The sequence below is a fragment of the Serratia sp. NA_112.1 genome (assembly GCF_052691715.1).
Window position 1 is genome coordinate 186,913 of sequence record NZ_JBQZFO010000007.1, and the last position, 12,819, is coordinate 199,731.

Consider the following 12,819-nt stretch of genomic DNA (forward strand, 5'->3'; position numbering starts at 1 on the left):
ACTAGAAACCGCTTGCGGCCATTGCCCGTGTTGTATCCAACATCCGGTTGGCAAAGCCCCATTCATTATCACACCAGACCAAGGTCTTGATTAGGTGCTGACCGCTGACCCGAGTCTGCGTACCGTCGACGATAGCGCTATGCGGGTCATGGTTAAAATCGATCGAGACTAATGGTAATTCTGTATAGTCAACTATACCACGAAATGATCCCCGTGCGGCCAATTGCAGCAACTGGTTGACCTCTGTCACTTTCACCGCCGAACTGACGCTGACGCTGAGATCGATGGCCGTCACGTTGATGGTTGGCACGCGTACCGAAATCGCTTCGAAGCGATCGCAAAACTGCGGAAAAATACGGGTAATGCCAGCGGCCAGCTTGGTGTCGACCGGAATAATCGACTGGCTCGCCGCACGGGTACGCCGCAAATCCTGATGATAGGCATCTATCACCGGCTGATCGTTCATCGAAGAGTGAATGGTGGTCAGGGTGCCCGATTCGATGCTGTAGGCATCGTCCAGCAGCTTGATCACCGGAATAATGCAGTTGGTGGTGCATGACGCATTGGAAACGATACGGTGTTCCGCCAGCAGCGTCTGATGGTTGACCCCAAATACAATGGTAGCATCGAGATCGTTACCGCCAGGATGAGCGAACAACACTTTTTTCGCCCCTGCCGCCAGATGGGCTTCGCCATCAGCCCGACTCCCGTACACGCCGCTGCAATCGAGCACCACATCGACGCCCAGTTCGCCCCAGGGAAGTTGTTCCACCGCCGGCTGATGCAGCAAACGAATGGTGTCGTCCCCGACGGTCAGCATGTCGCATTCCTGGCGAACATCCCAGGCAAAGCGGCCATGGCTGGAGTCGTATTTCAACAGGTGGGCCATCCCCTCGGCGTTCGCCAATTCGTTGATCGCCACCACGGAAATTTCCGCTCGTCGTCCCGATTCATACAGTGCGCGTAAAACGCTGCGGCCAATGCGGCCAAAGCCGTTTATCGCTATGCGGATTGTCATGCTGCTCCTGAAAAAGGGCCTTCTCCCACCGGGCGTGTTCACCGTGATCGAGAGGGCGCTGACTGGGGTATCTGAATAACCCGCATAGAGTACGTTAGCGCACCACCCGCTGTGAATCGTCGCATCACATTATTCCTTCGGCCCAGCGCTGTTTCGCCAGCCTCACTCCGACGTTTCTGTTGAAAACAGCCAAAACTGAAACGCTTCAGCCGAGCATAAACCAAAGTTTTGCCAAAAGGAACAGGTGCCGCAGTTCGCCTGACAACTGTGCAGTACTTTGCGAGAATAAGATGATCTAGCGCACATTTTTACCCTCAATCCTGCCAAGCAGAATTGAATGCGAATGCACAAATGACTTACCGCTAACGCCAACTCAACCCTAATAGACCCTGAGTTTGTTGGGTGAAGCAAATGCCAATGGGCTTAACTCTCTTTCTTTTTATGGTTAATGTTATTTACAAGTAACCAAAATGAGTGAAATCAAAGTAGTCATCCAAAGCAAAACCATGCCAGAACACCGTGCTGCGGCAGACAACACACCATGATCGTACCAAGCCGTTCCGAGCCGGGTTGCATCCAATATGATTGACATGAAGCGCAGGACTATCCAGATGCTTCCGTGTTTATCGTCCCCCCAGAGCAAACGCTGAAAGAGCATATGGCGATGTCTTTCCACAATACCTGCGGTGAGTCTGGAAGTGAAAAAACTGACTCAGCTATAACCATAACAATAAGGGCACAATCTGTGCGTAATGCTTGTCAGTTAGCGTTTTTCTGCAGGCGTTCGTGAAGTTTTCGGTCGAGGAAGATGAGATGTACCATTAAGCTCACGCGCCTCGACCGAGCAAGGGGCCGTGGCCGCGGTCCCTTGCAACCCGCGCCTTTGCCCTATCAACCGGTTGGCTGCGCCAACGTTACTCAGCCCATCCCTGGGCCTCGCCCCTTCGGGGCTGCTGCAAGCAGCGTTCAAATCTGCTCCAGGCAGATTTGTCCTCCCTCCGGCACAGCGCATCACGGCCAGCTACGACAGGCGTCCCTGCCTGTCCTCCTGCGTTCGGCGTCTTCAAGGGCACCCGACACCCTGCTCATCTCACTATTTTCACTGTCTTCCATAACGCAATATCAAACTGAGGGGACACGTTGCCCGGTGGCGGCAGATTCGGGTGTTGACCTTGGACGCGCATCACCGGCTGCTGAGCAAGACGGCGTTGTCAGGGGTAACCGGCCAGGACGGGCCGAGTCATTCCCGCAGGACAGAGGGGGGTTAAGTGAAGGCGCGGGTGGAGGGGCTGGGCCTTCGGCCCATCTCATTGCCGTTCATTGCAGTAGCAGAGAAATGCAGGGTTTTTACGGCAATTCTTCCTGCACGGAGCGAACAGAGATTGGATAAAAAAATGCCAGTCAGGCTTAACTGACCGGCATTACACAATCTGTGCGCCCCTTTACGTTAGCTCACCGTCTATTCATAAGACAGTGTGTAATGCAGCAAACGCGAAAAACTCCCTGGTTGAACCGTACCGGTTTTTACCATATAGGCAGAATAAAGCAGCACGTTATCTCCACCCTGGATCTTCTGCCCGCCAGAAGTTTTGCCAAAATTCAGCCGATTACCAGCACCGTCGAGCAGGCTTAGCCCCACACCGCTAACGCCATCAACCGGGATCACTGACCCAATCGCCCCTTTACCGGTTTTATCAAACAGGGTTTTGACGATCTTGTCTGCGGTATTGCAACCATACAGTCGGATCGTGAACGGGACCGGGGTAGATTGCCCTTTGGTATCCAGCTCTGCGGTAGATATCTCCCCCAGGTAAACCGTCTGATTGTCATCACCCACAACAATATTGCAGGTGGCAATAGTGATACGGCCTTTGAATATCGTCCTGCTGCTGGCTACCAATTCAGCCTGCGCCATATTCGCCAACGACGCAGAGAGCAATAATAAATAAATCAGTTTTTTCATCATTCACTCCAAATAACGAGGAACCAGAAGGCCCCCGTTCGCAATCAAGGCATCTTGACTTCAAAAATCAATACCTGACTATATTCTCCATCCTTGATTCTTTTCAGATCGTTGGTGGTAGCCGCAATCTCGGCGCGGATCCTTTTGGTTTCACTCATACTGTAAATATTGGCGATAAATGACGGGTAGGTATGATTGAACTGTAGATAACTACCTTTACCCAGATCAAAGAGTTTCAAACCAATTCCCTGTGGCGAACCGCTGGAGTGATTAATGCCCCAGAAGGTACTGCTGATAGAATACCCCCCCTCGGTCTTGATAGTGCCGGGTAGATTATACGTGCTGCCAACACAGGTCTGCGACTGAACCGGCCCTTTGGTCGCGGTCAACGTAAAGTCTTCCATCCTTACCCTATTACGGCTTAAATCGTCAGACGAGATCGGCTGAAATTCGACGACGCCCGGGGTGGTAATGGTTAAGGTACACGGCGGGATCGGCGGTTTAAGCGGGCCGGAGCTGCCACTGCCGCCGGACGCCCTGCAACCACCCAAACTCGAATCCTCAAGCCCACAGATACTCGGAATACTGGTGCCAGAACTCACATAGCTGCTGCTTGGATCATTACTGGCGGAATGCACCCAGATATCTCCCAAGAAATTGGGACGATCAAAGCCAGGCTTCTTTGAATCATCAACTCTGCTCTTGATCGGTTGAACGGTAAAGGTGAATTGCAGCGTCTTGGAATACCGTGGTGAACCATTAGTCACGCTATTGCAGTTACTCATGCAGGGCGCCAAAGAGCCATCTGTCCAATTTCTAGTCGTACCACCGGCCATATTCTCCATACTGGATAAATACAGCGAACCGGCCCCCGAAATACGCATCGTCACATTTTTATAATAATCGGATTTAGCAAAATCCGCTTTCTCAAAAGAAAATTTTACGGGTCCAGATTTATTCCCAACATTAATGCAGGTTACGGCAGCAGTAGCCGTTATCGTATAAGTGCGGTTGGGAATGTTCCAATAATTGCGGTAACGACAGTTGTTCCCGTTCTGATCACAATCGTATTTTTCGCTTTTCTCTTCGATAAAGGGATCAATAACATTACGGAAGCCTATCTCCGGACGGATAAAATTGCCGGTGAGGTTATCCCATTTGCAAGCCATCAGATCCTCTTCCGCCAACGCCGTATTGAACAGAGAGCCTAACGCCAACAAGGCGGCCGCCAGCAGATATTTAACCTTGCCCTGTAAGAGAGAAAATATACCGTTTTGCATCATGATTTATCCCGCACACAGGTTGTCACCGTGCAGCTGTAATTCAGGGGCTGGTAAGCACCATAATCATTGATATATTTGAGCGTGACTTTCTGTGTTTGCGGCTTGATGCTAGCCAGCGTGACTTCACTTCTCGGCCTGAGAGTAATAGCCTCATCCTCTGCCAACAACGTACGTTTCCCCGCCATCACATCCGGCAGAATGACAAAAAACGGCGTGGGATTTACCAGCTTCAAACCTTGGCGGCCTGGCTCAAGACGGATTTCGTCCTGCCAGACTTTCTCGGCCAAGGGCTTCAGGGAAGCTGGGCGGTAAAAGACTTTCACCTTGATGCGCAACGCTAGCTGGATCGCATTAGCCTTATCCGACTTGGGGGGGATTTCCTGTAAAACAAAGAAAAACAGCGATTCCCGATCCTGTGGCAGACGTGCGGCATCAGCCAGAGGCGTTACGCGTATCTGCACGGTGCTGTCTTTTTCTACCCGCTGCAGCGGCGGCAGCGCGGTTAATGGCGAGCTAATTTTCTCACCCGTTTCATTCTCCAGCCAGGTCTGTGCCAGATAGGGTAATGTTTTGCTGTGGTTGATGACATTTACCGGAGATGACTTCTCATCTCCTAATAGAATAACTCGGGTCCGGTCAATAGAAATTGCTGCCTGTGCCGAGCCGGCAAACAGAAACAGCAACGCGCTGACCAATCCAGCAGAAAGTGATTTATGCATCATTGTGAAGTTCCTTGAGAGGGTGAATCAATACGGCAAGTGATAGGCAAGGCAGAAGATAAAGAGAGCCCCTGGGTAGGAAGAGTAAACAAGCAGCGCTGGCCGTCTTTATTCAGCACAGTTAGATGAGCCTGCGCACCAATGCCGGAAATATAGGTTTCACCATTTTCGCCGACCACACCAACCTGACGTCGCTCCCGGTTTTCTTCTACCGTGGTACCGAAAGGAATGGCCCGACCTTGCGAGTCAGTCAATTTAATCAATGCCTTGATACCGCGATAGACGTTTAACTTACGATATCCGATCGCCCCTTCGGTCAATACCATCTGGATGTTCGGGTTAGTGCTCTCGACATCATCGGGCAACTGGTTGGTATCGATGGTGTAGTTGGTGCGGTAATAGTCAGGCACGTTGTTGATCACCGCGATGCCGTTGGCATTGGTTGGCATCGCGTTGTTATTCCCCCGGCCACCGACATAAATCCCCTCAATTCCACCGGTATCCACCATCAGGCGGGTATTGCCAGCATAACCATCACGGTGTACGGCAAAGCCGTGCTCGGTAACGGTAATACCCGATTTGATACTGCCCCCCAAATAGTAGTCTTGGCTGCCCATGGAGGTGTTTAGCGTCGCGGAATACGCATCTCGGTTCATAACCATATTGCCATTCAGGTTGCTATTGCTCAGAGATCCCGAAGAGTTACTGCCGATTGACCAGATATTGTCAGGGTCTGAATTATTGGTGTAAGTGGCACTCGGCGAAGCGTGGCCATTGCTGACCCGCATCGCGGTACTGAGATAGGATTGCGAATTTAACGGTATGCTCAAGCTGAAATAGATGGCGTTGTTATTCTTCTGTTCTTGCGAGGCAAAGCTGGTTTTATACTCAGTACGGTTAAGCGAAACGTAGGCATTGACGTTTTTCAGGCTACCAATATCAAAAGATTTGGCGACGCTCAGGCCATAGCTGTTGCTGTCAGAGACGTCCTGCCAATAGGTTTGACGGTTATAGATGGCGTTAACCGATATCCCTAAATCCCGGAAGTTCTTGCTGGCAACCAGGTTATAACTTTCCTTGTTGGTGGAGGTAAAATCAGGTGATACCTTCATCGCCACAAAGTTATCTAACGAGAGATAGTTTTTCTCTGAGAAACGGTAGCCAGCAAAAGTGATCTGGCTGTCAATACTGTCGAACACTTTGGAGTAATTAAAACGGTAGCTCTCGCCCTTCAGGGTTTGATGAGCCAGTTGAGAACTGGCGTGCGTCATATCAACGGAGATCGCCCCCAAGGTATTCATGTCATAACCTACCCCACCATTCAGGGCATAATAATTCTCATCGGTTAGCAATACGCCACCAAACACTGAACCGCCGGAAAAAACACCAACGGAAGCTTCTCCGGTAGCTAATAACGGTTTGATTGAGCCGTTGGTCTGGTTCATTTGCCCCACCATCCCCTTGTAGCGAATATGACCAGAGCGGGTAAGGAAAGGCACATTCGAGGTTGCTATGGTAGAAACCCGCTCTTCACCGTTTTCCTCACGGATGGTCATTTTCAACTGGCCAGAAGTGGCATCAGTGAGATCCTGGATAACGAACTCACCGGGTGGAACCATCTTTTCATAGATAATGCTGTCACCGCGAGTCACGGTAACTCGGGCATTGCTGTTAGCTACCCCAGTCAATTGCGGGGCATAACCACGTAGCGCAGGAGGTAACATACGGTCATCGCTACCGATCGCCACGCCACTGTAATTGATCGAATCAAAAACGTCGGATTGGAAGTAGCTTTTACCGATCGTCAGATTCGCCCCTGCTTCTTTAAGCGCACGAGCGACATAAACCGTCGTCGTCTTAAACTGATGTTGGTTACTGCCATAACCACTACTATACAACGACGTCTGGTAGTTGCTTCTCAAGCGCCAGCCTTGATAGTTCGCGCCAAGGGTACCGTAACTGGAAAATGCACTATTGCTGGTATTACGACCCTGATACTTATTGCCATTCAATGTGTAGTCAAACAATACGCCGGAAATACCATCGTCCCACTGTGCCGGTGGCGTCCAGTCCGGATCGCTGTACTTGAGCAACGCTTGGGGAATGCTGACCAATAGATCACTCTTGCCGCGATCGATACGGGCCGTTATCCCTTTATAACCGGCAATCAACAGGCAATCAGGTTTGCCGGGCGCGCCACGTTTTATCAGCTCTGCCAATGGTGTTTCTTTAAAGCCGAATTGTTCTATGGTTTGGGGAGTAAAACAGATCTGACTCTTACCCTCCAGAGTGATAACGCTAAAGTTATCACTGCTGATAACCCGGTCATCGATTTTTAATGATAGGGGATAGACTCCCTCAGGGATATAATCAGGGCGAGAGAAATTACTCAAATTAATATTATTATTATCACGCAATTCAAGCGCTCTGGTTTCAAACTCAATGTTATCACCATCGGCTTTAGCCGAATCAATCGCGATGAGGCAAAGAATAACGGTAGAAATAAATGAGTATTTCTTTTTATCATCCATAAATATATTAACCCATTAAGGCAACAACGTGGAAAAAGGCCTGTCAGTGATTACCCTTTCTAAATAAGAGACAGCACCAAATTACCTTTCTCTGCGGTAATTTGGCACTGGGATGTTACTCTAAGATATTAAGGCTTAGAGATAAGTCAGTGAGAAGTTAGTCAGCGCGTCGTAGGTACCGGCCTTAATATCTTCTCCATCCAACGCCACAACCTGAGCAGAGAATTGCAGGATATTATCCCCAGTGCGCAGGCTGTAGTTGTCTGAGGTCGCGCCAATTTTAACGTGCTTGTTAGCCGCATCCAGCAGGCGGATAGCCACACCTTTGGCATCACCACTTACGCCCAGGAAGCCGTTGGCAGCACCAACAGACATACCGTCAAAGCGCACGTTAACCTTGGTTTCTGCCGTAGCCGCAGGATCAAAGCTGCAGCCAATCAATTTGATTTTGAACTCTTTCGGTGCGCTGTAACCCACAGTCTTCAACTGTGCATCGGCAATTTGCCCCAGATTGATGTTCTGGTTGTCGCCATCCTGGCCAGGAGCCAAGCCGCAAGGCGCTTTGATAACAGAGCCTTTAAACATGATTTCACCGTTCCCCTGAGAACCTGGAGGAACGTCAGCGAAGGCGTAACCTGATAACATTGCAGTTGTCAGCGTGGTCAGAGCGAGTGTGCGAAGTTTCATTTTCATTGCATAAATTCCTTGAGAAGTTTTCCTATACTATTGTTGCCGCCGCTCTTGAATATCGCATTACCTTATACCTTGAGGGCATCACCTGGCGGCTGATGCACCTCTGTCGGCGACCCGCTAAATACTATGACCAAACCCTATCAACAGCAAATTAATCCAAACAAAGGCAAAATATTAGCTATTAATTCTAAAAAATGAATTTTTATAAATTTAAAAGCCAACTTAAGCAAAATAATAGCAGAAGAACAACATTTATAACTAACTAAAAACCAAAGAAAACATCAGTTAAAAATTAATTTTTAATTCACACTTGACTCGCTATGCACACTTAACTTAGATTCCTCCTAAAATTAAAAATAAATATTATTCCGATAAGAAAAATTATCTTACAAACAGCAGTCAGGGCTTTGATTACCAAATGAAATACACCATAAACTTAATCGTTGTCTTCGATCCAGAGCATCGAACACTCGCGTTAAATAATAATAATCAAACGGCGATTGAGCTCTCAAACCCCTCTTGCCGCGTGCTTAATGAATTTATCAAAAACAGTGGGGATAACTTATCCCGTGACTCGTTACTGAAAAATGCGTGGGAGGATTATGGTTTCCCCCCTTCCAACGCCAGCTTAAACAACTGCATCAGTGACTTGAGGAAATCTTTTGTTAGCCTGGGAATAGAGAGGCCGATCATTATAACCCAACCTAGAGTAGGGTATAGAATGGAGGCAAATATTCATCCCGTTCCAAAACAGGAAGCTGATGCCAAGATAAAAAAAGCGGAACCAGTGGCGACGAAACCTGAGAAAGTGGTGGCGTTTAAACAGAAAGAAACCGTTTGCCCTCTCCCACTGGTGATGCCAGAAAAATTGATAACAAAAACCATGGTGATACCAATCCTGGCTCTGATAGCTCTCTTGGGTATCGTCGGCCAGACTTTGCTTCTCTGGCCATCGGCAACTCCGTTTAAGTTGATTGGCTACTATAAACAATGTGATATTTATTCCATCAAAAAAAACCCCGTCCCTGACTCAGAGCTCAGAGCAAAAAAGATACTGGAGTCAGAAAAACTGGATTGCGAACTGGTCAGGCAAGACATTTTTTATACTGAAGAGCACCCCGATAACGAACTATTTAAGATAGCTTTTCTGGCTGCCTGTCAAAAAGACCAGACGGAAGGCGATTATCAGCATTGCAAAGTATTTAAAATCCTTGAGTAAAATAAAATGAAAAAAATAATTGGCGCAGCGTTACTCCTTACCATCATACTGGTGTGCCTTTGGTACTTCAACGTTCATTATCAGAGTAGAAAATCTTTCCGCTGCGATACTCAGCAAGTGTCACTACAGGTGAAAGCAAAAAGTAACATTGTGCTTAAGGTAAGTGTCACCATCATATTTTCCTCCTCAAAATCCGGCATTTTTTACATCATCGGCTCGATCAAAGAAAATAATACCCGCTATCTGCTGGATCGCAATACCTCCTTCACCATCATGCCATCAGAAATAAAAGGGGGTAACAATGTTCAATTCACTCATGTACAAGTCCACCCCGCCGACAGCACACCGGACTACCTCTGGAAAAAGTATGTCATGCCGGAGGTTGAACTCGTTGACATTTATACTGAATTAGTTCCTTTATTCCATAACGCCTTATTGATTCGGGGATTTAGCAATCCGTTCCTAGTCTGCATAAAGCAGGCCTAATACTGTATATTACACCCACCACTGAGCTGCTGCCATAATTTATCTCTCCCCCTAACAACTAGCCAGAAAAAATTAAACCCTCAAAATTAAATCCTAATACATTGAAATTAATTGAGTTAGCTTGGTAAATTAATAGCATTTGTATAATATATTATGCATAAAATTCATCTCCATAGTTAACGCATTGTATTTATAACACCCCCACACGATCTTCTCGGTAGTTGCTGAAATAGGCACAACACTAAATGGAATTTGACCATGAAGAACAAGGTATTCATCTCATTAAACGAGCACAATAGTTACTTCTTAACAGGTCTGCACGCACTGATTGAGTACTTTACCGATATACGCACTCAGGTTGATTTTTTTAGCGGTTACTCCAGCAAGAAGCCAAACATCATTTTTCAGGCGCTGTATCAGGGTAAAAAAACTGACATCTGCCGGCGCCTTCCTGCTGACGCGCCTCAACCGCTCTATTTTGTGATACGTGATAAAGCTGAAAGGCAGTTTACTCCGCCTAGTAGTACGCTCTACCGTAACCAAAACATCGATGACATACTGGGGATGGTAAAACTGGCCATGCAGTTAAACTGCTCTACCACAAAAAAGGGCGCAGTATTGCCCAGCCTGCCATCGCCAAAGCCTGAGCGAACGGGAACGCCAGGTTTTGTATTATTTGCGGCAAGGAATGAGCCAGTCTCAGGCGGCGTGTATTCTGCAACTGAAAGTGAAAACCGTGCACTCACATAAACGCTCAGCAATGCAGAAACTAAACTTCCCCCGTAACAGTGAATTGTTTCACTGGCTGCTGCAGAGCGGTTTAACTTTAAACCTGAGCCGGTAATTGCCGCCGGGTCGCGCAACTGCACGGCTAAGTGCATCTCATTGTCCGCAGGGCGATCTCTGCGCCCTGCGTTATCACCGCGGGCAGAGACAGGGTACACATCTCTTGGCCACAGACTTCTGTGCCATAGGCCCGAACCACAAAGTCCTCTGCTACCGTGTAAAACAAATCTTCCCACTGATCGCCCAAGTACATGCAACTTCAGCGGGTAAGCGACGTTCTCAAATACCGTTTCAGGGAATAAGATTGAAACATCAGCCCCAGGTTGGGCTGCGCCGAGGAGATGCACAGATAGATGTGGGGTATGTGCGTCGGCCCGGCGATCTGCTGATCTTTTTCACCCGTAAACCGGTTGAAGACGGTCGCGTCTCTTTCGCGCCTGATTCTTTTCAGCCGCATATCGAAACCCCGCTGTCGATAGACATGGCGGCGCATGCGAAGTGCCGGGCCGGCCGCCATGATTCATCATGTGCGGCCGATCCACACCAGAATAAGCAGCACTGTATTAATCAAGTTTTTATCGCCGAATTATTATATCCTGCCCGGCGATAGTTTTGCGGGCGCCCTCAGCCCCGCACGCCTGCCCTCTGCAGTTCTCCATCCGCAGCCAGGTCGTTTATTTCATGCATACAGGCAGTACCATACCGTTATGACCAAGAATTTATCCCCGAAAGACATTATCGCCCTAGGTTTTATGACCTTCGCCTTATTTGTGGGGGCCGGCAATATCATTTTCCCGCCGATGGTGGGCCTGCAGTCCGGCGAACACCTGTGGCTGGCCGCGCTGGGCTTTATGATCACCGCCGTCGCCCTCCCGGTGATCGCCGTGATTGCTCTGGCGCGTGTCGGCGGCAGCATCAGCCTGTTGACCGGCCCGATCGGCCACCGGGCTGGCCTGCTACTGGCGACTCTCTGCTATCTAGCTCTCGGGCCGCTGTTCGCCACGCCTCGCACCGCAAACGTCTCTTTCACGTTGGGCATCGCCCCTTTTACCGGTGACGGCGCCCTGCCGCAGTTAATCTACAGCCTGTTGTTCTTCGCTCTGGCTATGATTATCTCGCTGTATCCCGGACGCCTGCTCGATAACGTCGGCCATATTCTGGCACCACTGAAAATCATCGCGCTGGCCGCATTGGGCATCGCCGCGCTGATGTGGCCGGCCGGTGCACCGATCCCGGCCATTGGCCGGTACCAGGACGCCGCGTTTTCCACTGGCTTCGTTCAGGGCTATCTGACCATGGACACGCTGTCGGCACTGATGTTCGGTTCGATTATTGTTACCGCCGCACGTTCGCGTGGTGTCTACGATCGGGGGCTGCTGATGCGCTATACCCTGTGGGCCAGTCTGATTGCTGGCATCGGACTGACGCTGGTTTATATCTGCATGTTCAAACTGGGCGCGGGCAGCGGCAGCCTGGTTTCCAGAGAACAGGATGGCGCGGCGATCCTGCGCGCTTACGTGCAGTACACCTTTGGCGATCTGGGCAGCCTGTTTATGGCCCTGTTGATGTTTATCGCCTGTCTGGTCACCGCAGTAGGCATGACCTGCGCCTGTGCGGATTTCTTCTCCCGCCATGTGCCACTGTCTTACCGTACGCTGGTGGTGATTCTGGCCGTATTCGCTATGCTGGTCTCCAACCTCGGACTGGCGAATTTGATTCGCCTGTCGATCCCGGTGCTGACCGCGATTTACCCTCCCTGCATCGCGCTGGTTCTTCTCAGCTTCAGCCAAAGCCGCTGGCGCAGCGCCGAAGGCGTTTTCATGCCGGTGGTCGCCACCAGCCTGCTGTTTGGCGTGATCGACGGCATAAAAGCCTCCAGCTTCAGCAGCCTGCTGCCGGCCTGGTTTGAACAGCTGCCGCTGGCGGATCAGGGGCTGATATGGCTGCTGCCCACGCTGTTGGTGCTGCTACTGGCAGCGTTCGGCGATCGATTCCGCACCCCGCGCCGTGTCGAAACGATGTCCTGATATAAAAAAACCCGGCATCGTTACAATGCCGGGTTGATAAGTGCAATATATTTAATATTGCCTGAATGGCCGTCACCCTCTCCAGAGGGAGAGC

General features: G+C 49.6%; 12 protein-coding genes. 6 read left to right on the forward strand and 6 right to left on the reverse strand.

Annotated elements, in window-relative coordinates; all coding sequences use genetic code 11:
• Position 1: 1 nt before the first annotated feature.
• The 6 genes from epd to ACUTQ5_RS15735 form a co-directional block, all read right to left on the reverse strand.
• Positions 2-1,018 carry an erythrose-4-phosphate dehydrogenase gene (epd, locus tag ACUTQ5_RS15710; RefSeq protein WP_445652012.1) on the reverse strand — a complete coding sequence of 339 codons (1,017 nt, stop codon included), beginning with the start codon at positions 1,016-1,018 and terminating at the stop codon, positions 2-4.
• A 1,459-nt stretch (positions 1,019-2,477) separates the two neighbouring features.
• A complete protein-coding gene (locus tag ACUTQ5_RS15715; protein WP_445652013.1) occupies positions 2,478-2,981 on the reverse strand; it encodes a fimbrial protein in 504 nt (167 codons plus the stop codon).
• Positions 2,982-3,025: 44 nt separating this feature from the next.
• Positions 3,026-4,264 carry a hypothetical protein gene (locus ACUTQ5_RS15720; RefSeq protein WP_445652014.1) on the reverse strand — a complete coding sequence of 413 codons (1,239 nt, stop codon included), beginning with the start codon at positions 4,262-4,264 and terminating at the stop codon, positions 3,026-3,028.
• Entirely contained in the window at positions 4,261-4,983 is a 723-nt protein-coding gene (locus ACUTQ5_RS15725; RefSeq protein WP_445652015.1) for a fimbrial biogenesis chaperone, read from the reverse strand. Before ACUTQ5_RS15725 ends, ACUTQ5_RS15720 begins: the two co-directional genes overlap by 4 nt.
• Entirely contained in the window at positions 4,983-7,514 is a 2,532-nt protein-coding gene (locus ACUTQ5_RS15730) for a fimbria/pilus outer membrane usher protein (RefSeq protein ID WP_445652016.1), read from the reverse strand. Before ACUTQ5_RS15730 ends, ACUTQ5_RS15725 begins: the two co-directional genes overlap by 1 nt.
• Before the next feature lie 135 nt (positions 7,515-7,649).
• A complete protein-coding gene (locus ACUTQ5_RS15735; RefSeq protein WP_445652017.1) occupies positions 7,650-8,207 on the reverse strand; it encodes a fimbrial protein in 558 nt (185 codons plus the stop codon).
• Between the two features lie 418 nt (positions 8,208-8,625).
• On the opposite strand from ACUTQ5_RS15735, the gene ACUTQ5_RS15740 reads away from it, so the two are divergent.
• The 6 genes from ACUTQ5_RS15740 (at position 8,626) to brnQ (ending at position 12,725) form a co-directional block, all read left to right on the forward strand.
• Positions 8,626-9,426, forward strand: a complete 801-nt coding sequence (locus tag ACUTQ5_RS15740; RefSeq protein ID WP_445652018.1) for a winged helix-turn-helix domain-containing protein — start codon at positions 8,626-8,628, stop codon at positions 9,424-9,426.
• A gap of 6 nt (positions 9,427-9,432) precedes the next feature.
• Entirely contained in the window at positions 9,433-9,912 is a 480-nt protein-coding gene (locus ACUTQ5_RS15745) for a hypothetical protein (protein ID WP_445652019.1), read from the forward strand.
• Between the two features lie 258 nt (positions 9,913-10,170).
• A complete protein-coding gene (locus ACUTQ5_RS15750; protein ID WP_445652020.1) occupies positions 10,171-10,662 on the forward strand; it encodes a hypothetical protein in 492 nt (163 codons plus the stop codon).
• The gene (locus ACUTQ5_RS15755; protein WP_445652021.1) at positions 10,601-10,756 is read left to right on the forward strand and encodes a LuxR C-terminal-related transcriptional regulator; all 156 of its coding nucleotides are present in this window, start codon (positions 10,601-10,603) and stop codon (positions 10,754-10,756) included. Before ACUTQ5_RS15750 ends, ACUTQ5_RS15755 begins: the two co-directional genes overlap by 62 nt.
• Positions 10,757-11,002: 246 nt before the next feature.
• Positions 11,003-11,308: a hypothetical protein gene (locus ACUTQ5_RS15760; RefSeq protein WP_445652022.1), complete on the forward strand. Its 306-nt coding sequence runs from the start codon at positions 11,003-11,005 to the stop codon at positions 11,306-11,308.
• Positions 11,309-11,405: 97 nt separating this feature from the next.
• On the forward strand, positions 11,406-12,725 hold the full coding sequence (brnQ, locus tag ACUTQ5_RS15765; RefSeq protein WP_445652023.1) for a branched-chain amino acid transport system II carrier protein: 1,320 nt from the start codon (positions 11,406-11,408) through the stop codon (positions 12,723-12,725).
• The last annotated feature ends 94 nt before the right edge of the window (positions 12,726-12,819 follow it).

What these genes read in the sequence shown, in the direction of transcription:
- ACUTQ5_RS15715 (WP_445652013.1), bottom strand. Translation starts at nt 2,981, where the DNA reads ATGAAAAAACTGATTTATTTATTATTGCTCTCTGCGTCGTTGGCGAAT.
- ACUTQ5_RS15730 (WP_445652016.1), bottom strand. Translation starts at nt 7,514, where the DNA reads ATGGATGATAAAAAGAAATACTCATTTATTTCTACCGTTATTCTTTGC.
- ACUTQ5_RS15740 (WP_445652018.1), top strand. Translation starts at nt 8,626, where the DNA reads ATGAAATACACCATAAACTTAATCGTTGTCTTCGATCCAGAGCATCGA.
- ACUTQ5_RS15750 (WP_445652020.1), top strand. Translation starts at nt 10,171, where the DNA reads ATGAAGAACAAGGTATTCATCTCATTAAACGAGCACAATAGTTACTTC.
- ACUTQ5_RS15725 (WP_445652015.1), bottom strand. Translation starts at nt 4,983, where the DNA reads ATGCATAAATCACTTTCTGCTGGATTGGTCAGCGCGTTGCTGTTTCTG.
- ACUTQ5_RS15755 (WP_445652021.1), top strand. Translation starts at nt 10,601, where the DNA reads ATGAGCCAGTCTCAGGCGGCGTGTATTCTGCAACTGAAAGTGAAAACC.
- epd (WP_445652012.1), bottom strand. Translation starts at nt 1,018, where the DNA reads ATGACAATCCGCATAGCGATAAACGGCTTTGGCCGCATTGGCCGCAGC.
- ACUTQ5_RS15720 (WP_445652014.1), bottom strand. Translation starts at nt 4,264, where the DNA reads ATGATGCAAAACGGTATATTTTCTCTCTTACAGGGCAAGGTTAAATAT.
- ACUTQ5_RS15735 (WP_445652017.1), bottom strand. Translation starts at nt 8,207, where the DNA reads ATGAAAATGAAACTTCGCACACTCGCTCTGACCACGCTGACAACTGCA.
- ACUTQ5_RS15745 (WP_445652019.1), top strand. Translation starts at nt 9,433, where the DNA reads ATGAAAAAAATAATTGGCGCAGCGTTACTCCTTACCATCATACTGGTG.
- brnQ (WP_445652023.1), top strand. Translation starts at nt 11,406, where the DNA reads ATGACCAAGAATTTATCCCCGAAAGACATTATCGCCCTAGGTTTTATG.